This is a genomic window from Acetobacter sp. DsW_059 (assembly GCF_002153695.1).
Classification (GTDB): domain Bacteria; phylum Pseudomonadota; class Alphaproteobacteria; order Acetobacterales; family Acetobacteraceae; genus Acetobacter; species Acetobacter thailandicus.
Map to the genome: position 1 here is coordinate 1 of NZ_JOPI01000062.1, position 19,368 is coordinate 19,368.

Here is a 19,368-nt window from a genome sequence, read left to right on the forward strand (position 1 = left end):
CTGTGCCCGCAGAAGACAGGATGACATCCTGATGGTCCATATCCGCGCCATTCACGCTCAGAGCTGAATTGCCCCGGGTTTTGTAGAGACGTTTTTTATCTGATTTAAGCGGCTAAAGCATGTGATTTCTGTTGTGCATAAAAGCGTGCTTCAGCTTCTGCTGGCGGGATGTTTCCAATGGAGGACAGGAGCCGCCGATTGTTGAACCAGTCGATCCATTTAAGTGTTACCAGTTCAACCGCTTCCCTGTTTTTCCAGGGTCCCTGCCGATAGATGAGTTCGGTTTTATAAAGTCCATTGATGGTCTCTGCCAGAGCATTATCATAGGAATCACCAACGCTTCCGACTGAAGCGACGAGGCCCGCTTCAGCCAGTCTTTGCGTATAGCGAATGGACACATACTGACAGCCGCGGTCCGAATGATGGGTCACTTTTCCCTCAGGCCGCCTCTGGCACAGAGCCTGCTCCAGGGCGTCCATTACGAAGTCGGTATGGGCAGTGGAGGAGACGCGCCAGCCCACAATCACGCGGGCAAACACATCAATGATGAAAGCCACATACACAAAGCCCTGCCATGTGGAAACGTAAGTAAAATCCGAAACCCAGAGCCTGTTGGGGGCTGGAGCATGAAACTGGCGCTGCACCAGATCCTTAGGGCACGGACGTTGCGGATCAGGCCGGGTGGTTCTGACGCCCTTGCCACGAATGACGCCTTTAAGTCCCATCTGGCGCATCAACCGCTCTACCGTGCAGCGAGCGATAGTCCTGCCTTCGCGTCTGAGCTGATGCCAGACCTTACGCGCTCCATAGACGCAGAAATTATCGTTCCAGACCCTGCGGATTTCATCACACAGCTCTTTGTCTTTCTGGCTGCGCGCACAAGGTTTTTTCTGCCTGGCAACGGTTGCATAATAGACAGATGGCGCAATCGGCAGGATCTTGCAGATTGACCCGACACCATATGTCTGCCGATGCTCCTCAATGAAGCGCGTCATGGCCTGAACCGGCGGTCGAGTTCCGCCTGGGCAAAATACGCAGAAGCCTTACGCAGGATTTCATTGGCCTGCCGCAATTCGCGGTTCTCTCGCTCCAGTTGCCTGATCTTTTCCCGATCAGGCAGTTCACTCACCGCAGGCGCATTGGCCCGCTCATGCAGACGGGTCCATTTTGACAGCGTGTCAGGATGAATATCCAGCTTTGGCGCTATCATCATCACCGCAGACCAGCGTGATGGATGGCTCTTCTCTTCCTCCAGAACCATGCGAGCCGCACGCTCACGAAATTCAGGCGGAAAACGCTTCGATTTGTTGCTCATGAATTCTTCTTACCTCTCGGGTCGTTCTGTCTCCACAAAACCCGGGGCAATTCAGATCAAGCAAAACCAGAAAAATGGAATCACAGTGGATCCCTCAATAACAGCAGGTTTTTAGAACCCTCCATCTGTTGGCGAGCCCTTCAGGTCGGCGCAGACCTCAGGAACACGTCCGAACGTCGTATGCTCATCGCCCCATCTCTTGAGAGTCATAATGACGGGCTCAAGGGTCCGACCGCGTGCGGTCAGACTGTATTCCACCTTTGGCGGAACTTCCGGGTAAACCGTCCGCAACACAAACCCGTCCCGCTCCAGTTCGCGAAGCTGGGTGGTCAACATTCTCTGGGTGATATTGGGCAAACGTTTGCGGATGGCGTTGAAGCGCAGGGTCCCCTGAAGCAGGTGATAGAGGATCACACCTTTCCATTTTCCGTCGATGAGTTGAAGTGTTGCTTCAACAGCGCAGCCGGGGCTGCAATCAAGTGATTTATGGCGGATGCGGGTCATAACGGTATCATTTCCGACACTATGGGTGTTAAAAGTGCGTTCTTGTCTGAAAACAATATAATGCTCACTCTTCTCCTCATTCAACAGAGGAGCAGACATTATGCGGGCCATCGGTTATCAGATGCCTCTTCCCATCGAAAATCCGGCAGCCCTTCAGGACATCGATCTGCCAAAACCTGTTCCCACGGGGCGTCATCTTCTGGTGGAGATTAAAGCTGTCTCGGTCAATCCGGTTGATACAAAAGTCCGCCGCAGCGCAACACCAGAGGCGAGTCAATGGCGCGTTCTGGGCTGGGATGCTGCGGGTGTTGTCGTTGGCACCGGACCAGACGTGATGGATTTTTCTGTCGGCGATGAGGTCTTTTATGCGGGTGCGATCAATCGCCCGGGGACTAACGCTGAGTTTCATCTGGTCGATGAGCGGATTGTCGGACGCAAACCCCGCTCTCTGAACTGGGCTGAAGCCGCGGCCTTACCACTGACAGCAATCACTGCCTGGGAGATGCTTTTCGATCGCCTGGATATTCGGCGCCCTGTCCCGGGAACAACGCCGTCCATTCTAATTATCGGAGGCGCAGGTGGGGTCAGTTCTATGGCGATCCAGTTGGCCAAGGTTCTGACTGATATCACGGTCATTGCTACGGCTTCGCGCCCCGAAACGCAGGACTGGGTCGCATCTCTTGGGGCAGATTACGTGATCGATCACAGTAAGCCTCTGGCCGCACAGGTTGCTGCCCTTCCTACGGGCGCTCCCGGTTTTGTTTTTTCCACGACGCAGACAGATCGACACCTGGCAGAGATCGTCGCACTTCTTGCCCCACAGGGGCATTTCGGCCTGATCGATGATCCGGCTGAACTTAATGCTCTACCTCTGAAGCGAAAAAGCCTCTCGCTGCACTGGGAACTGATGTTTACGCGTTCACTGTTCGGAACGGCAGACATCAGCGCTCAGGGGAAACTCCTGAACGACGTCTCGCGTCTTGTAGAGGAAGGTCGTCTTCGCACGACGCTCGGTAAAGAGTTCGGGCTCATCACTGCGGCCAATCTGCGGGATGCTCACGCCCTGATCGAGAGCGGTCAGGCTAAAGGCAAGATCGTACTCGAGGGTTTTGCAGCCTGAAATTATATTTCGATGACCTTACACGAAGAGAAAGCCTTCCCATTTTTCTGAAATTCGAAATCTCAAAATGGAGATCAACATGAAACTGACAGACAATACCATACTGATTACTGGAGGTGGTTCCGGCATTGGTCGCGCCCTTGCCGAAGCATTTCATCAGAATGGCAACAAGGTCATTATTGCCGGGCGTCGCCGTTTAAGGCTTAATGAGGTTACAGCAGCGAATCCTGGCATGGAGGCCATTGAACTGGATCTCGAAATTCCGGCTGATATCCAGAATGCTGCGGAGCAAATTCAACGAGATTACCCGTCGTTGAACGTACTTATCAACAATGCCGGAATCATGTTGCCAGATACAGCGGCAGGGCAAATAGATGACACTCTTCTGACTTCAACGTTCACCACCAATTTTGCTGCTCCGATTCGACTGACCTCTGCGCTCATGCCACATCTTAAGGCGCAGCCCCAATCAACCATTATCTACAATACTTCCGGACTGGCCTTTATTCCGCTCGCACTGACAGCTGTTTATTCTGCATCTAAAGCCGCTCTCCATTCTTACGTAATGTCGCAGCGTTTTCTGCTTAAGGACACGAACATCGACGTCATCGAGATCGCACCGCCGTGGGTGCGGACCGAACTGATGAACAGTCAAGAAGCAGAAGCCGCTGTCCCTCTAAAGAAATTTATTTCCGATACTATAGCTCTTTTGGCCACAGAGAAGAACGAAATCATCGTTGATGAAGCAAAAAAATTTCGCGAGGCTTCAGGCCCGCAAGAATATGAATTCGTCGAAAGTTTTAATGAGAAAATGCAAGCACTTTTCCAAAATGGATAGGGAGGGGGCATCTATACCTGTCTGGTAAATAAAAAAGGCTATCATACGGCATGCCATCTGTTTGCGTGCCGTATAACCCCTGTGACCACAAATGGGATCACAATTGATGAGTTACTAGAGATACCGACATACTGGAGAAAAGGTTCAAATCCGCACTCACATGTTTCACTGACTTGGTATTGCAGCAAGCAGCCTGATCGTTTCTTGCTGGGTATTTAATCCCTTCATTTGATGGGGGAATTGAGGATGAATGTTTCTGGCTCTGAAGCTCATATCCTGCAGATGTATTCGTAAAGCGTGAGTCTTAGCTCGAAATGATTGGCGAACATGAAGTCATTGAGGTGCGTTCTCAACAGATCATAGTTGCTGTAATGGAAATATTTCACGGTTTGTCCCCTTCGACATCGGGTAGACGCGAAATCCCGTAACTCTGAATACCGCGTTGTAGAGCTCAACGTGTCAGATGCCTCTCGCGTGCGAAAAACGATTGGACAGTCAGGCAATATCGCCTTCGTGCATCTCTGAACCGTAGAAAAAGGCGAGATTACAGTGCTGCATCAGGTCGCCGATACTGCTGCCATACAGAAACTTCTTGGAAGTGGAGAACTGGTGTTATGAATGCCGAAGAGCATCTAATGACCTTGAACCGGACGGGTGGACGGTTCAATCTCAATGAAATTGCCGCCGCGTTCCCGGAAACGGCGGAGGAGGCCCCGTTTGCACCCGGTCATCTTCTAGTGTTCCCCCGTTGGGCGGTGCATGCCGTGCCCCGTATTCTGAGCCATCCAATCGTTTTTCTTGCCATTGATACGCTGCGACGGGCGCCAGACGACGTGGTGTTCGTGGATCCTGCCGACGGTACGCCGTCCGGTTTTATTGCGGGGATCTGATATCATGGGATTCATGAAACAGAAGCGACGGCAGGCTTTCCGAGCAACTAACCTGCGCAGTATCGCTGCTATGGCCGTTTTTACAGGAGTCGTTGCGGTATGTGCGCATCCTGTTTCTTCCCACGCCCAGACCATCAGGATCGAGGCGACCACTACAATAATGGATTGGAACGCCGTAGCGCTTGCTGGTGGTCGTGTGTTTGTCGCAGGCCCTCGGTGGACCGGGTTTTCCGGGCCTACCGTGGGTCTTCTGACGAAGAGCAAAGAGATAGAGCCGTTTCCGGATGCTGACTGGAATGGCTGGCAACCTGGACAGGATGCGACGCATCGGTTTGTCAGCGTCAATGCCCTCCATGTTGCCCCTGACGGCACGCTCTGGGTTGTTGATACTGGAACTCCGTCTTTTGGAGGCACCCTCGTATTAGGAGGGGCCAAACTGGTGCGGATTGATCCGGTAACAGGTCATGTGCTGCGGATCTATCCTCTGGGGCCAGAGATCGCGCAGGCAGGCAGCTATATCGACGATATTCGTTTCAACGGAACGTATGCTTATCTCACAGATGCAGGCAAGGCAGCGCTGATCGTTCTTGATATCAAAACAGGCAAGGCACGCCGTGTGCTGGACAACGATATTTCCACACGCGCACGAAGCGATCGACCGATTATCATGGATGGACACATCGTAGAGAGTCACCCGCATCAGCCGCTTCTGGTGAGTGTCGATCCGCTGGAAGTCAGTCCGGATGGGAAATGGCTGTATTTTGGGCCCCTTGAAGGGCCTTGGTCTCAAGTTCCGACAGCTTTGCTTGACGATCCCAATGTGTCGTCAGCCGATCTGTCTGCGGCTGTTCAGCCTTGGGCTGATTTACCTCCAATCGGAGGCAGCACCATGGATACGGCCGGAAACCTTTACTTCACCAATCTGAAGGATAACGGCGTCTATCGTAGGGACGTTTCCGGAAGGGTCACAAGATTAATCTCAGACCCGCGCCTACATTGGGCTGATGCACCCTTTCTCGCACCAGGAGGCAGACTGTGGCTGCCCGTCGCGCAACTAGATCGCCTTCCAATGTTCCATGATGAGCGATCCCGCATCCAGCAGCCGTTTCTGCTGGTGTCGATCGATCCTCACGTTATCCAGATTAGAGATAAGTCTCCGATTTAAGAGATTTTGCGTGTCTTTTGCATCAGAAGTTCTCCCTCATCCGGCCTGATTTTTCCTCCGGGAGGGCTTTTCGACAGAGCGTCGGGGACTACAGCAGAGTTATAGCCATGCTGCTGCGATACAGACCTTCCTGCTCTTCTGGAACAGATCCCTGAAGATGAGGATATTGCCAGCGTCACAGCCGTACAATGCAGCTTACGACGCATTTCCGCAGGATTGTAAGATGATTGCGCGCCAATCATGGACTCCCATAACATCAGACCGATTATCCCGGTAAGCGCACAGTTACCCAATTGATTGTTGACTTAGGAAATGATCGTTCCCTATGTTGGTTTCATGAACAATATAGTCTCATCTTCCCCCAGCCCGGCTATGGGCCGGCCGCGTGCCTTCGATATGGAAACGGTTATCGCACGTACCGTGCCGGTATTTCGCGAGTATGGATATGCTGGCGCCTCGATCGATCGTATTAAAACCGCTACCGGGCTCACCGCAGGCAGCCTTTACAAAGCATTCACTGACAAGCGGGGCGTGTTCGAAGCGGCGTTCATGCATTATGTGAAGCAAAGACGGCAAGATCTTGCAACTCGGCTTTTGAAGGCGAGCACCGGACGTGAACGCATTGCCGAGAGCCTCCGCTTCTATCTGGAAGCAGCTTCCGGCTTCGAAGGGCGGCAAGGTTGTCTCGTTCTAGCAAGCCTGATCGAAGCCACGACGCTGGACGGTGCCCTTCATGAGAGACTCAGCGATACACTGGCTACTAACCGAGCGGCGCTGATCACCATGCTGCGGGAGGGTCTGCAGGACGGATCAATCCGTGCCGAACTGCCGATCGAGGCCAGTGCCGATCTTCTTCTTAGCCTACTCCAAGGTTTTCGTGCCGTGGGCAAGCTTCACGATCCGGGGGACCATGACGCGTTGATAGGCATGTCTCTCAAGATATTAGACTGAGAATAGGACGAATTATGATCGAACACCTCAACACTGCCCCGTTCAAGCATGCTTTCGAGACGGTTGATGGATTGCGGCTGCACTATGTAACGTGCGGATCGCAAGACGCTGAACCACTCGTTTTCCTGTCGGGCTATCCACAAAGCTGGTTTACTTGGCGTAGGGTCATGCCTCTCTTGGCAGACCGGTTCCGTGTCGTCGCTATTGACCTTCCTGGCCAAGGGGATTCCGATAAACCGCTTGATGGCTATGACACTGGAACGGTTGCGCGCCGCGTCCACGGCCTCGTCGCACGTGTCGGTCTGACCCATTACAACCTTGCGGCACATGACATCGGTGCTTGGGTCGGACTGCCCTACGCGCTGATGTACCCAAACGAAGTCAGCCGTCTCGCGCTCCTTGATGCCGGCATACCCGGTGTTACACTGCCCGATATGTTGCCAAACGCACCCGACCGGGCGTGGCGGACATGGCATTTCGCGTTCCATGCTATACCTGACCTTCCTGAGGCTCTGATCACAGGACGTGAGCGCGTTTACCTCGACTGGTTCTTGCGTCGTAAGGCTGCCAACCCGCTAAGTTTCAGCGATGCGGATATTGACGAATATGTCCGCATTTTCAGTCTTCCCGGTGCATTACGTGCAGGCCTCGCTTTCTATCGCGCGGCAAGTATATCCGCTGAGCAGAATCGTGCGCTGATCCGTGATAGAAAACTCAGCATGCCCGTGCTCGCCGTCAGTGCTGACCAAGGATCGATCCCTGATATGGTCGCCCCGCTTAGACCGTTCGTAGACGATCTACGCGGCAACACAGTGTCGTCCAGCGGTCACTTCATCCCCGAAGAACAGCCAGTGGCTGTTGCTCAATTGTTCGGAGAATTCTTTGCGGGCTAATGAGCGCGAAGTTCGTGATGCCCCTCAACGGCTGGCGTCTCACAACCTTACAGGTAGCGTGAGGAAACTTAATAGATCACAGCAGGGTGTGCGCCCCCTCCTCAGCAGGAAGAGGTAATGCGAGCGGTGCTCGCCAACCCCGAGCCACTTTATGATGGTCGCAGCGACGCTGAGTGGCCCGGGCATAAACGCAAGACCGCTTCTGAGACAGGCCCCAGAGAGCTTGAGCGTCGGACATGGAGGCGATTGTGTTGAAAAAGTCCCTCTGGAGATTCCACTCAACATTTAGGTTCGATACCATAACGTATAGAGCATTGTAAGTATGGGGATTTTTCATTCCCAATTGCATACAAAACCCTGAGCGGACACCTCAACCTGACTTTTTCAACACAATCGAGGCGGAAGCGGTCAGTTTTAACGCTTCCCACTTTCTTCTCGCTTGATGGCATCATCTTTAGAAAGCCTTCTGATTATCAACACAAGGGCCGCACGTTCGTAAGGTGATCCGGCAGTCGGCAAACCACCATCAAGCGCCAATGTGGCGATGCCGTAACAGCAGACCAAAAAGCGAGTGTTGCTGCTTCCAGATTATCGGGAGCGATTTGCCGAACTCGTCGGACCATGACGCCGTATGCGTTGTCTTCCACAGGCGGCGGTCCCCCATCGTGGCCAGCGAACATCAGACGGAAAAGCTTGGGGTGACGTCGAGCAAAAGCAACATAGGCCTCGCCCTGTGCGATCAGGGCTTCCGGAGCATTTGGCTTTTGATCTGCCGCGAGCAACTCTCTGCGAAGAGTCTCAAAGCCTTGCAGAGCCACAGCAGCCAAAAGGGCGTCCTTGTCTCGGAAATGTCTGTAGGGCGCCGGAGCTACGGCAACAAGGCGCGCGCGCAAATCGGTGGAAATGGTGTCAATCATTTTTACAATGTATACCTACCCCACTATGCTTACATGTAAACTTTATGGAGCTGCGTTATGCAAGCCGCAGTCAACCGTATGTTTTTCTTAGGCCAAGGAAATCGGCGTGGATAAACCCATCGCAATGCAGCTCAAACTGTTATGTCATTAAGGAATTGTTTTTGTTCAATTAAGAATATTTTGGGATCTCGCCCCCGCAGAAGCCTCAAATTCTCCTGAATTAGCGAATTTCAACACCACTATCTTACAAGAGAAGTTTCAGCACTATTGGAATGGCTATCGCGCTTGCAATAGCATTCAACCCCATTCCAACGGCAGCGAACAGTCCTGCCGTTGGATGAACTGTATATGCTCGTGCAGTGCCTACGCCGTGAGCAGCGACGCCAACAGCAAAGCCACGACCAGCATAATCGTTGATCTTAAGGATATTCATAAGCGGAGTAACGACAGTCGCTCCAAAAATACCCGCTGTGACGACGAGCAACATTGTGATCGAAGGTACTCCACCTATTCGTGCGGTTATAGCCATTGCGACACCCCCTGTTACTGATTTCGGAGCGATAGCTATAAGTAGACCGCGAGGTAGGCCAAACAGAACACCGATTAGCAAACCGCTTACTGAACCAGTTATAGCGCCGCCGGTTAAGGCGACTAAAATCGGGAAGAACAGGCGGGTTAGCAATTTACGATTGCGATATATCGGCACGGCAATGGCCAGCGTAGAAGGGCCCAGCATGAAGTGGACGAACTGTGCGCCTTGGAAATAAGTGGCGTATGACGTATGAGTCATTTTGAGCAGAATAATTAATGTAACTGTTGAAATCAAAATTGGATTTGCGCATGGATTGCTGCGCAGAACACCTACAATGCGCAACGAGCAAACGTAGACCAGAACAGTAACAGTCATCCATAATAAAGGCGTTCCTAAAATATATACCCAAAGGGGTGTGAGGTTAGTCATGGTTTGATTTATCCGGTGGCAATAATTTAACGATGGACCCAAATAAAAAAGCGGTAGTGATAAGGGTGAAGCAGGTCGATCCGGCAACTGCAACAAATAGCTTAAGCCCATAACGAGCCAACACATCCGATACCTGCATTGTCCCAACAGCAGCCGGCACAAAGAATATCCCAAGAGTATTCAGAAGCCCTTGGCTAACTCGACCGATTGGTTCTACGTCGATTGTCTCCTCCATCAAGCCGTAGCGACTACCCAAAAAAAACAAACCAAGGATTAGGATGATCAGCCCGATAACAGGCCCTGGGAGTGGAAGATTTAGTGCTTGGGAGAGCACTTCGCCGGCTAACTGGCAGGTAAGTAAAATTCCTATGGCCTGAATCACGACTTGATGTTTCCTGCTATTCTGGCCAGCGTCCATCAATCACTGACCGGTTCTGTGGAATTTGGGTGTCAGCAACCGAGCGCGTCAGCTGCTTGTGTCAACGTCTCAACACAGAGGTCCCAATTGTCTTCTGCCCTGACATCGGTCTGCTGAAGGGGCCCGTGTTCATACGGGCGTCGCACGAAGACGGTGCGAAATCCTACTGCCCGTGCCGCCGCCAGATCGCTATTGTGCGCAGCGACCAGAGCAACCTGCTGAGGGGGGAAACCAACTGCTTCCGCTGTTTTAAGATAAGTTTCACTCTGAGGCTTGTAGCTTTCGGATATCTCGGCACCTACGATGACATCCCACGGCAGACCGCCGAAGCGGGCAAGTGCGAGCATCGCGGAAATATTCCCATTTGAAAGTGGACCGATTGGGAACTTTCGCTTAAGTCGGGTTAACCCTTCAATTGCGTCCGGCCATGGATCGAGGCGGTGCCAAGCCGTATTGAGATCGCGCAATTCGGCATCGACGATACTATCGAGGTCGACGCCATTGTTTTCCAGGACTTTCTCCAGATTTTCACGGTGAAGGATATCGAGCTTCACCCAGTTCCGTTCGCCTGAACGTACCTTCTCCATGGAAGGCTCATACAATGCGCGCCATTGATCAGCGAAATCCAACGGATCGACGGCCATTCTGTGGCGTTTCAAAAACGGTTCGGCCTCTCTTGCTACACCGTTGCGCCAGTCAACGACCGTTCCAAAAGTATCGAAACCCAGGAACCCTACGGGGCTGAAATCATGTGGCATTGTCGTTCTTTCAGAAAGATTGTTTAGCGCTGAATATCGGCACGTAACGACAACTATTCAAATTAATGATTGCGCTCTTATTCATTCACAAATACGATTAATCTATGCAATCCGCGGCCGCCTTCGACCTTCAACTCATTCGCACCTTCGTCACGGTGGCGGACCATGTCAGCTTCACGGCTGCTGCTGATGCCCTGAATCAAACCCAGTCAACGATCAGCCAGCAAATCAAGCGTTTGGAGACACGTGTCGGAAAACCGTTGTTCGAACGCAGTACACGGGTTGTTGTGCTAACTTACGAAGGAACAATACTTCTCGACTACTCCAGAAGTATGCTGAGAATTTCAGACGAGGCTTACCACAAGCTCAACGCGCCGGAGCTTTCTGGTAAACTCCGCATCGCAGCGTGTGATGACCTTACGACTTATTGGCTTCCGCAGGCCCTTAAACGATTCCGACGTATGCACTCGAATGTTCGATTGGAGGTTCACGTGGGCTTGACCGACCCGATGGTTGCCATGATGCAAGATCAACGGCTTGATCTCGTACTCGGCAAGCAGATGGTGGGGGCAGCGCAAGGTGAGGTTTTAGCGACAGAGCAACTTGTCTGGGCAGGCGATATCAGTACCCTCGAAGGGGTGACTGATCCAATCCCCTTGGCATTGTTCCCGGATGGATGTGTTTATCGTCGAGCCGCGACAGAGGCTTTGGCTCAGGCAGAACGCTCATGGGATGTTGTGTGCACAAGCCCCAGCCTTGCTGGTCTCCAAGCAGCTGTGGACGCAGGAATTGCGATTACGCCAATGGTGGATAAATTCATTGATGATATGCAGGTTGTTGGTCGTCATGTCTTGCCTGACCTGCCCAAGGTCGAATTGGCACTATTTACGCCCATCAACAGAAAGCTCAGCCCTCAAGCCACGCTGTTCTGTGAACTTTTACGCCAAATATCGATGACACCATTTAATCTGGTTTGCAGTAGTTGAAGATTGATGAAGGATTTCTCAGGCAGGACGTGAATGTGCAGCAGGAATACACGAGCCTCGTCCGATGCCTGAGATTTTGTATACGATTAGGTCATGTGGATTGAAGCGAGCTAGCTGTCAGGTTGTCAGATGGCATTGGTTCATTACTCTGGACTTGGCAATGGGCCGGGGTTGGATCAGGCCCCGGTTTTGTCAATCAACTCCACCGCTTGCACATTGCTGCTAGCCGCGCGGGCTTGCTTCCTGATCACTGCTGCCAAGCCCGTCGACGATCTCCGGCCGATGAGAAAGCCCCCAGTCCGCCATCGATTGCATGACCGGCCGTAGCGTATCGCCTAGATCGGTTAGACGATACTCGGTCTTCGGTGGGACAACAGGATATTCCTTACGGGACAGCAGTCCCCATTCCTCCAGTTGGCGCAGTTCTTTTGTCAGCATCCGGTCGCTTATCGGCGGACAGGCTCTGCGTATCGCAGAGAACCTTAGCGGTTGGTTCCGAATAAGTGACCACACGATACGAGCTTTCCATCGCCCGCTGAGGATCTTCGACGTAAACGCCACAGGACATGGGGTCGTGAGTTGCATGGCACTTACACTAACAAAAAGATCCGCACTTGTGAAAGGTTAGTGTTTCTATTTTGATCGTGCCCGCAGTCTATTCAGACTGGATCGAGCACAGGAGACCCCGAAGATGAAGGCCATTTGCGTCACGGAAAATCGTCAGCTTGAGGTGCGCGAGGTCCCCACTCCTGCCTTTGTTCCGAGCGGACATATTATGGTGGACATTGTTGCTTCCGCCATTAACCATGGGGACAAGGCGTTCCTTGCAAGGCCGACGATCACCAAGGGGTTGAACACCAGTCTTTATGAAATCTGGGGCGCTTCTGCGTCAGGCAAAGTATGCGCGATTGGCGAAGATGTCCCGACGGCGTTCGCTGGCAGGAATGTGGCACTCTATCGTTCGTTGACGCCGAGCCCGCATACTGTCGGATTATGGTCTGGGAAAGCCATCTTACCTTATACCAGCGCTCTTATTCTGCCCGAATGCGTTGCAGTCGAGGATTATTCTGGTTCTCTTGTCAATGCGATGACCGCATACGCGTTTGTGGAAGAGATGTTGAGCGAAGGACACACAGGCCTGATCGTGACGGCAGGCGCGTCAGCGAGTGGCCTCGCCATAACGGCGATAGCTCGAAAAAAGCATATACCGTTGATCTCTCTGGTACGCTCTGAACAGGCTGGCGAAGAACTTCGCGGATTGGGTGTGGAGCATGTTCTTGTTACGGAATCGCACGACTTCGAAAATAAGTTGGCTACGCTTTCAAAGCAACTGAACACAACCGCTGTCTTCGATGGAGTTGGAGGAGAACTGATCAATCGGATCGCTCCACATCTGCCGATAAGCAGCACTATTTGGTGTTACGGCTTCCTTGGTGGCGTAGGTCTGATCTCGGTTCCATCTGTGCTCTTCGTCGCAAAAAAGCTTACGATGAAGGGATTCAGTAATTTCAACAGCGCGACTGTCAGGGACATCCACAAGCTTCGCGCCGCGCTAACGTCTCTCGAAGAGATCATCGCCGACCCGATGTTCAGGACACGGCAGGGAATGAAATTCAGCTTCGATCAAATAGCTGAAGCTATGGCGTATGAGGCCGAACCCGGAGCGAAGGCCATTCTTTCACCGACAGTCTGATTGGCGCCATCTGTGGGAGATGGCACATACAACAGACGATATTGGTCAATCGGGTCTGAATGGTGGCGAGGCAGACGGCGGAAAAGAAGATGGTCGAGCATCTGTTGTATCGATGCCATCTTTCTGTCTCGCCATTTTTGGATTCATCATGAATTACTCATAAGTGAATTGTGATTTGTGTTCTTCAGGAGTGGATCATTCATAAAGCGTTCTTTCATTGCGGAGGTAAACATCCGAACGTTGACGGACTGACGCTCTCTAGCTGGAAAAAGGATGGCCACGGGCAGTATGGAGGTGGCAGTGTCTGGAAGAACTCTGCGAAGATAGCCTTTTCTTACTAGGTCGTCAGTCTGGTACGAGAGTGCGCTTGCGATACCAAAACCGTCTATGGCGGCTGACAGCGCGGCGTCGACGCTGTTTACAGAAAGTCGGGGGGAAATTCTTATTGAAAGATTATTTTTTCCGCCCAAACGCCATTCCGAATGTCCGGTCGCATATTCATCGACGTCGATAAGGCTGTGCGTCACGAGATCCTTAAAGGTTTTTGGCTCCCCACAACGCTCGATATATGAATTGCTGGCGACGAATACTTTTTGAACTTCACCAATTTTCTTCATCTTTAAGGCGCTATTCTGCGGTGGGGCGATCCGTATGGCGAGATCAATGCCTTCTTCCACAAGATGAACGACCCGGTCTGTCAAAAAGAGTCGTATGGTTAATTTTGGCCAGATTTTTAAAAGGTCCGTGACAACGGGCAGTACGTGTAACCGGCCAAAAATAACCGGTGCCGTAATCGATAATACCCCCTGCGGCTCTATCCCGGCGCCTTTTGCAACTGCGACTGCATCATCGAGATCAAAAATTGCAGTTCGGCACCGAACCAGAAATTCCGCGCCTTCCGTCGTCAGGTGAACGGACCGTGTTGTGCGGTTAAACAGGGAGACCCCGAGATCGGATTCGAGAGTCTTCACTGTGCGGGTTACTGTGGTTGCGGAAAGGCCCAGCTTACGGGCGGCCCCTACAAAGCTCGCCTCATCGCCGACCGCCATAAAAACCCGTAACGTCTGAAGGTCGATCAGGTGCCCCTCCTGCGATAAAGCAGATTACATACACAAATCGCAATAATGAAGTGCATATTTGAACGATTATCGTAAGGCAGACTTTATGAGAAGACAATGGACCTGTTCTGTCTGTCCTTTCGGGAGCTTTCCATGAAACTGTATTATCATCCCCTTTCGGGTCATGCACATCGGGCGCACCTCTTTCTTTCTCTTGCTGGCCTGCCTCATGAGCTGAAATTTGTCGATCTGGGTTCAGGTGAGCAAAAAACGCCTGAATTTTTGAAGCTGAACGCTTTTGGGGAAATACCCGTGCTGGATGATGAGGGGATCATCATCTCAGATTCCAACGCCATCCTTGTTTACGCGGCCCGGAAGATCGGTCCGTCTCACTGGTTGCCCGAGGACCGAGTGACGGAGGCCGAAATTCAACGCTGGCTATCGGTAGCCGCTGGGAAAATTGCATATGGATGCTGCGCCGCACGCTTGGTGACGGTCTTCGGAGCTCATTTCGATACGTCTGAGGTAATTCAGCGCGCCCACGATACGCTCAAGGTGATCGAGCAAACTCTGCAAGACAGAATATGGATCGCAGGAACGCAGGAACCTACGATCGCGGATGCCGCGCTCTACAGTTATATTGTGAGAGCCCCTGAAGGAAATGTCGATCTGTCGGGATACGGCGCGATTGCCGTATGGTTGCGGCGTGTAGAAAATTTGCGAGGATTTGTTCCGTTTCAGAAGACTGCGGCAGGTCTGGAAAAGGGAAATGGACAATGAATTTCAATCGTCTGGCCTTCGATCACGTTGGTATTCGCGTAACGGATCTTGATGTTTCCGAAAGATTTTATGCCAAATTCGGCTTCATCCGCGATCTGAAAGAGTTCGCCCCGGCTGTGAGAACTTGTGGCCTGAAGCATTCATCCGGCCTTCGCATTCATCTGATTTTCAACGGTGTTCCAGACCCCCAAGGGAACGTTCTTATGGACGTTCCCGTAAAACGACCGGGTTATACACACGCGGCGTTCATTGTTGAGAGCATGAGAGACCTCGTGCATTGGCTGGAGCAGGAGCGCATCACTATCACAGAGGGGCCTGTCCAGATGGGCCATGACAGACGTATCGTCTGCTTCATACGTGATCCGGACGGAAATGTGCTGGAGTTCAATGAAATTCTTAGGTGATGGTCGAAGGCATACAATTTCGGAGACATTATTCGCCGGCGACAGAAGGCGGTTCGAATGAACGGCGGAGCGGACGTGGAATAAATATTCCAGAGATTCGGCTGATAATGTCGACGCTAATTTCGATGTCGTTCGGGCAGATGGCTCATACCAACCGTTGATTGCTAGAACCTATGAGCCCAATCGCGCAGTCCTATTGACATGATGCGCCAAGGTTGTTCCAAGAGCTGGTTCCAGCGCGTGACAGGCTATATCAACGATATCGTTATAGGTTTTGAAGATTCTGTTTGAGAGCCATGTATTTCGGAGGAACTGCCAGAGATTTTCCACGGGTTTCAGTTCAGGCGCCCGAAGAGGCAGCGGGAGAGTGGTGATATTACAGAGAACATCCTGTTTCTGAGTGGTATGCCATGCCACCTGATCCACAATGAGGAAGGCGTGAGCGCCTGGTGCGACCGTTCGAGAAATCTCCGTGAGATGCAATTGCATGCCTTACAGGTTGTAGACGGGGAGCACGAGGCCTGAGGCCGTTCCCTTTTCAGGACAGATGGCCCTGAAGAGCCGCGCTCAACGGTGCTGTCCGAGACGGACGAAGCGATATCGCGGCATACCTTGCTGTCGCTGGATAACTGCCTTTATGCCCTGCAGGCCAGCATTCCCCATCTGAGACGCTCGGCCCTACATCACTGCTTTCAGCGTCAAGAGATCTCACGATTGCCGGACATGGAGGGAGACAAGCCCACACGCCAGCGTTTCAAACGCTCCCCAATTGGGTTCTTTCATCTCGACATAGCGGAAGTCCAGACCGCTGAAGGCAAGCTGTACCCCTTCGTGGCCATTGACCGGACAAGCAAATTCGCTGTCACACAACTGGTCGAAAAAGCTGATCGGAGGACGGCTTGGGAATTCCTCGAACATCTCCTGAGCATCATCCCTTACCGGATTCATACCATCCTGACCGACAATGGGATCCAGTTTGCTGAACAGCCCCGTAACCGCAATACGGCCTGGTCGCGTCACATGCGCTTCGACATGATCTGCGAAGCTCACGGGATCGAACACGTCTGACAAAACCCAACCATCCCTGGACGAACGATCAGGTTGAACGGATGAACCGGACGATAAGGGAAGCAACCGTCAAGCGCTTCCATTACGACAGCCATGAGCAGTTGAGGACACGCCTCAATGACTTCATGGCAGCCTATAACTTCGGGCGAAGACTCAAGACCCTGAACGGCCTCACGCCTTACGAATACACCTGCAAAATCTGGACTTCAGAGCCAGAAAAATTCATCTTCCAAGCAGGATTGGCAGCTGCCTGCCATAATCCGGTTCTGAAAGCTGTTGCCAAGCGCATGAAGGCGCGGGGTAAACCACATAAATTGGTGATCATCGCTATCGCACGGCGTCTCATCACAATCGCCAATGCCGTCCTCAAAACCGGCTTGCCGTGGCGCGCTACCTCCTCCTCTTAAACACAGTTGCTAATCAACGCATGGGAAATGGAATCAGACAGAGTTGGCCAGAGCCAAGGTGTCTTTCGACTCCTCGCCCTTCAATCAAATCGCCACAATCCTGAAATCAGACGCCAAGCGTATAAACTAACGGCTCTTCGGACCCTTCAGTTGCATAGGCATCCAAAACATTTTATATTCCCAAATAGCGAAAAGCCTCCCATCCCGATAATACCACAATACAAATCAATGCAATGGAAAGATTTATAAATTATGTCTGATAATTTTACTTTTCAAGCTGACGGCTTCTTTTTCGATATGGATGGAACTATATTGACGTCAATACAAGCTTCAGAAAGAATTTGGAGCAAATGGGCAAAAAGGTACAATTTAGACGCAATGGATTTCTTAATGCGATCCCATGGTAGGCCCGTCACGGAGATTATAGCGGATCTTAATATACCTAACGTCGACCCCTTGAAGGAAGCTTCAATTATAACTGCCATGGAAATGGAGGATCTTGAAGGAGTAAATCCAATCATTGGAGCTTCAACAATGCTCGCCAGTCTTCCGCCGTTACGATGGGCAATCGTAACATCAGCTCCTCGTCGTCTAGCACTTCGTCGACTCAAAGCAGCCGGATTGCCTATTCCCAACGTCTTGGTTACTTGTGACGATGTCAAAAATGGCAAGCCCAACCCAGAATGTTATTGTCTCGCCGCAAAAAAAATGGGTCTAGATATTACAAAATGCATTGTGTTTGAAGATGCTCCTTCAGGAATACAGGCAGCAGAAAATTCCGGAGCAAGAGTGATAGTGGTTACGGACGCGCACTCAGAGAAACAAAATACCAAACACACATCTATACCTAACTATGAATTTACAGATTTTATTATCTCATAATTTTATTTTAATTAATTAACTTATTTATTTTTGGACTCAGGACTCATCGCCAGAAGATGGAGAGATCGAAGAACACTTGATTGATGTGCTTGGCTAGTAATTCCTGGCTTTTGGCGATTTGATTAACAGCGCGCGAATCACTTTTGCCCTGCGTTTTTGAGCGGATCAAGTGTTGTCCCTTACTGGATGGCTACGCGCTCATGTTGATCCGCTCCGGGAAAAGGAAGCGGCGCATATGGAGGGTTCGAAAAACCCCCTGGTTTTGAAACCCGCTCTGTGATTCAATTCGTCCGGTTCTTACTGAGGGAATGGCGCTATGAAGCAGTCTGGTTTCTTTGATGTTGAAGAGCGGCTTGCTCGGTTGAGCGGGCTTGGCGATCAGCTTGAAGCGTTTTCCCAGACTGTGGATTTTGAAGCGTTCCGTCCTGATCTGGAAAAGACCCTGGCGTATTCCGATGGAAGCAAGGGCGGACGACCGCCATTTGATCCGGTACTGATGTTCAAGATCCTGGTGATCCAGACGCTGAACAATCTCTCCGACGAGCGAACGGAATATCTGATCAACGATCGCCTGTCGTTCATGCGTTTCCTTGGCCCGGGGCTGTCGGACCGTGTGCCGGATGCCAAAACGGTCTGGCTGTTCCGCGAGCGTCTGACCCAGGCGGGGGCCATTGAAAGACTGTTTGACCGATTTGACGCGACCCTGCGGACCGGGGCTATCTGTCGATGTCGAGCCAGATCCTGGATGCAACATTGGTAGCGGCTCCGAAGCGGCACAATGCCAACGCTGAGAAGGCCGATCTCCCGGCAGGCCGTATTCCTGAAGACTGGCAGGACATGCCGACAAAGCTGTCGCACAAGGATCGTCATGCGCGATGGACGCTGAAGTTCACCGAAACGAAGCGGCAGGATGATGGAACCATGACGCAAGGCAATAGCGCGCTGTAACGCTGTCGTAGCAAGATCTGCGGTCATACGGCCCCCAGGGTTCCAGCCAATGACTCTGCATGAGAAGAGGTCCGGCACCACAGCCAGGTAAACCCAGCCTTCACGTGTCCAGATGTATGTGATGTCCGCTGTCCATTTCCGGTTAAGCGCTGGTGCTGAAAAATCCTGGCCCGGAAGGTTGGGTTCAATATTGTGCTTGTGCGAACTGTTCGTGGTGACCCTGAAGCGTCGTGTCCTGACAACACGAATGTCATACTCGCGCATCAAACGTCCAGCGCGACGATGCCCGACAGACAGACCAGCAGCCCTGAGTTCTTCTGTCATACGGGGACGTCCGTAACTTTGCCTGCTCTGAGCGTGAATGGCGCGGATATGGACCATCAGGATGTCATCCTGTCTTCTGCGGGCACAG

General features: G+C 51.9%; 21 protein-coding genes, 4 pseudogenes and 1 other annotated feature. Of the genes and pseudogenes, 14 read left to right on the forward strand and 11 right to left on the reverse strand.

What is annotated here, in order from left to right; genetic code table 11:
• Positions 1-104: 104 nt before the first annotated feature.
• Together HK25_RS11445 and HK25_RS11450 are read right to left on the reverse strand one after the other, a co-directional pair.
• Positions 105-1,315 (reverse strand): IS3 family transposase gene (locus HK25_RS11445; protein WP_143295997.1). Its coding sequence is split into 2 segments (ribosomal slippage): positions 105-1,030 and positions 1,030-1,315, totalling 1,212 coding nucleotides; the frame shifts between segments, so codons are not numbered across the junction.
• Positions 921-1,037: a sequence feature (AL1L pseudoknot), on the reverse strand. (Overlaps the previous gene by 117 nt.)
• 111 nt (positions 1,316-1,426) lie before the next feature.
• Entirely contained in the window at positions 1,427-1,819 is a 393-nt protein-coding gene (locus HK25_RS11450; RefSeq protein WP_198945979.1) for a helix-turn-helix domain-containing protein, read from the reverse strand.
• A 100-nt stretch (positions 1,820-1,919) separates the two neighbouring features.
• On the opposite strand from HK25_RS11450, the gene HK25_RS11455 reads away from it, so the two are divergent.
• From HK25_RS11455 to HK25_RS11470, 4 genes are all read left to right on the forward strand, one after another.
• Positions 1,920-2,939, forward strand: a complete 1,020-nt coding sequence (locus tag HK25_RS11455) for a zinc-binding alcohol dehydrogenase family protein (RefSeq protein WP_086636298.1) — start codon at positions 1,920-1,922, stop codon at positions 2,937-2,939.
• 79 nt (positions 2,940-3,018) lie between these two features.
• Positions 3,019-3,777: an SDR family oxidoreductase gene (locus HK25_RS11460; protein ID WP_233127819.1), complete on the forward strand. Its 759-nt coding sequence runs from the start codon at positions 3,019-3,021 to the stop codon at positions 3,775-3,777.
• Positions 3,778-4,391: 614 nt separating this feature from the next.
• Positions 4,392-4,667 carry a hypothetical protein gene (locus HK25_RS11465; RefSeq protein ID WP_015075018.1) on the forward strand — a complete coding sequence of 92 codons (276 nt, stop codon included), beginning with the start codon at positions 4,392-4,394 and terminating at the stop codon, positions 4,665-4,667.
• Between the two features lie 4 nt (positions 4,668-4,671).
• Entirely contained in the window at positions 4,672-5,832 is a 1,161-nt protein-coding gene (locus HK25_RS11470) for an L-dopachrome tautomerase-related protein (RefSeq protein ID WP_086636300.1), read from the forward strand.
• Here HK25_RS11470 and HK25_RS12845 read toward each other — a convergent pair.
• A complete protein-coding gene (locus tag HK25_RS12845; RefSeq protein WP_143295998.1) occupies positions 5,829-6,089 on the reverse strand; it encodes a hypothetical protein in 261 nt (86 codons plus the stop codon). The genes HK25_RS11470 and HK25_RS12845 overlap by 4 nt on opposite strands.
• Positions 6,090-6,144: 55 nt before the next feature.
• Between HK25_RS12845 and HK25_RS11475 the strand changes: the two genes are divergently transcribed.
• The 3 genes from HK25_RS11475 to HK25_RS13020 all read left to right on the forward strand — a co-directional run bounded on the left by HK25_RS11475 (position 6,145) and on the right by HK25_RS13020 (position 7,931).
• Positions 6,145-6,783, forward strand: coding sequence for a TetR/AcrR family transcriptional regulator (locus HK25_RS11475; protein WP_086636301.1), 639 nt, complete (start codon positions 6,145-6,147; stop codon positions 6,781-6,783).
• 14 nt (positions 6,784-6,797) lie between these two features.
• On the forward strand, positions 6,798-7,676 hold the full coding sequence (locus HK25_RS11480; RefSeq protein WP_086636302.1) for an alpha/beta fold hydrolase: 879 nt from the start codon (positions 6,798-6,800) through the stop codon (positions 7,674-7,676).
• Positions 7,677-7,793: 117 nt separating this feature from the next.
• Positions 7,794-7,931: a hypothetical protein gene (locus tag HK25_RS13020; protein WP_158092949.1), complete on the forward strand. Its 138-nt coding sequence runs from the start codon at positions 7,794-7,796 to the stop codon at positions 7,929-7,931.
• Positions 7,932-8,149: 218 nt separating this feature from the next.
• Here the strand turns inward: HK25_RS13020 and HK25_RS11490 are convergent, their stop codons facing one another.
• The 4 genes from HK25_RS11490 to HK25_RS11505 form a co-directional block, all read right to left on the reverse strand.
• Positions 8,150-8,593 (reverse strand): TetR/AcrR family transcriptional regulator, encoded by a 444-nt coding sequence (locus tag HK25_RS11490; protein WP_086636304.1) that lies wholly within the window; start codon positions 8,591-8,593, stop codon positions 8,150-8,152.
• Positions 8,594-8,837: 244 nt separating this feature from the next.
• Positions 8,838-9,554, reverse strand: a complete 717-nt coding sequence (locus HK25_RS11495; protein ID WP_086636305.1) for an LrgB family protein — start codon at positions 9,552-9,554, stop codon at positions 8,838-8,840.
• Positions 9,547-9,936, reverse strand: a complete 390-nt coding sequence (locus HK25_RS11500) for a CidA/LrgA family protein (protein WP_158092950.1) — start codon at positions 9,934-9,936, stop codon at positions 9,547-9,549. The genes HK25_RS11495 and HK25_RS11500 overlap by 8 nt, the downstream gene beginning before the upstream one ends.
• 68 nt (positions 9,937-10,004) lie before the next feature.
• Positions 10,005-10,730, reverse strand: coding sequence for a haloacid dehalogenase type II (locus HK25_RS11505; protein ID WP_086636307.1), 726 nt, complete (start codon positions 10,728-10,730; stop codon positions 10,005-10,007).
• A 104-nt stretch (positions 10,731-10,834) separates the two neighbouring features.
• Here HK25_RS11505 and HK25_RS11510 point away from each other — a divergent pair, with 104 nt between their 5' ends.
• Positions 10,835-11,716: a LysR family transcriptional regulator gene (locus HK25_RS11510; protein ID WP_086636308.1), complete on the forward strand. Its 882-nt coding sequence runs from the start codon at positions 10,835-10,837 to the stop codon at positions 11,714-11,716.
• A 222-nt stretch (positions 11,717-11,938) separates the two neighbouring features.
• Here HK25_RS11510 and HK25_RS13565 read toward each other — a convergent pair whose 3' ends face one another.
• Positions 11,939-12,301 (reverse strand): helix-turn-helix domain-containing protein, encoded by a 363-nt coding sequence (locus HK25_RS13565; RefSeq protein WP_086636309.1) that lies wholly within the window; start codon positions 12,299-12,301, stop codon positions 11,939-11,941.
• A gap of 106 nt (positions 12,302-12,407) precedes the next feature.
• On the opposite strand from HK25_RS13565, the gene HK25_RS11520 reads away from it, so the two are divergent.
• The gene (locus HK25_RS11520) at positions 12,408-13,409 is read left to right on the forward strand and encodes a Zn-dependent oxidoreductase (RefSeq protein WP_086636310.1); all 1,002 of its coding nucleotides are present in this window, start codon (positions 12,408-12,410) and stop codon (positions 13,407-13,409) included.
• 146 nt (positions 13,410-13,555) lie between these two features.
• Here HK25_RS11520 and HK25_RS11525 read toward each other — a convergent pair whose 3' ends face one another.
• Positions 13,556-14,488: a LysR family transcriptional regulator gene (locus tag HK25_RS11525; protein ID WP_255406304.1), complete on the reverse strand. Its 933-nt coding sequence runs from the start codon at positions 14,486-14,488 to the stop codon at positions 13,556-13,558.
• Between the two features lie 132 nt (positions 14,489-14,620).
• Here HK25_RS11525 and HK25_RS11530 point away from each other — a divergent pair, with 132 nt between their 5' ends.
• Positions 14,621-15,247 (forward strand): glutathione S-transferase family protein, encoded by a 627-nt coding sequence (locus HK25_RS11530; RefSeq protein WP_086636315.1) that lies wholly within the window; start codon positions 14,621-14,623, stop codon positions 15,245-15,247.
• Positions 15,244-15,651 (forward strand): VOC family protein, encoded by a 408-nt coding sequence (locus tag HK25_RS11535; protein ID WP_086636312.1) that lies wholly within the window; start codon positions 15,244-15,246, stop codon positions 15,649-15,651. The genes HK25_RS11530 and HK25_RS11535 overlap by 4 nt, the downstream gene beginning before the upstream one ends.
• 164 nt (positions 15,652-15,815) lie before the next feature.
• On the opposite strand, the pseudogene HK25_RS11540 reads toward HK25_RS11535, so the two are convergent.
• A pseudogene (locus tag HK25_RS11540) lies at positions 15,816-16,218 on the reverse strand (transposase); the annotation flags it as partial.
• 6 nt (positions 16,219-16,224) lie between these two features.
• Between HK25_RS11540 and HK25_RS11545 the strand changes: the two are divergent.
• The 3 genes and pseudogenes from HK25_RS11545 to HK25_RS11555 all read left to right on the forward strand — a co-directional run.
• Positions 16,225-17,126: pseudogene (locus HK25_RS11545) on the forward strand (DDE-type integrase/transposase/recombinase).
• 252 nt (positions 17,127-17,378) lie between these two features.
• Complete coding sequence (locus tag HK25_RS11550; RefSeq protein WP_086636314.1) at positions 17,379-18,008, forward strand: HAD family hydrolase; 630 nt, start codon at positions 17,379-17,381, stop codon at positions 18,006-18,008.
• Between the two features lie 316 nt (positions 18,009-18,324).
• Positions 18,325-18,926 (forward strand): annotated as a pseudogene (locus HK25_RS11555) (transposase); the annotation flags it as partial.
• A gap of 6 nt (positions 18,927-18,932) precedes the next feature.
• Here the strand turns inward: HK25_RS11555 and HK25_RS11560 are convergent.
• Positions 18,933-19,368: pseudogene (locus HK25_RS11560) on the reverse strand (IS3 family transposase); the annotation flags it as partial.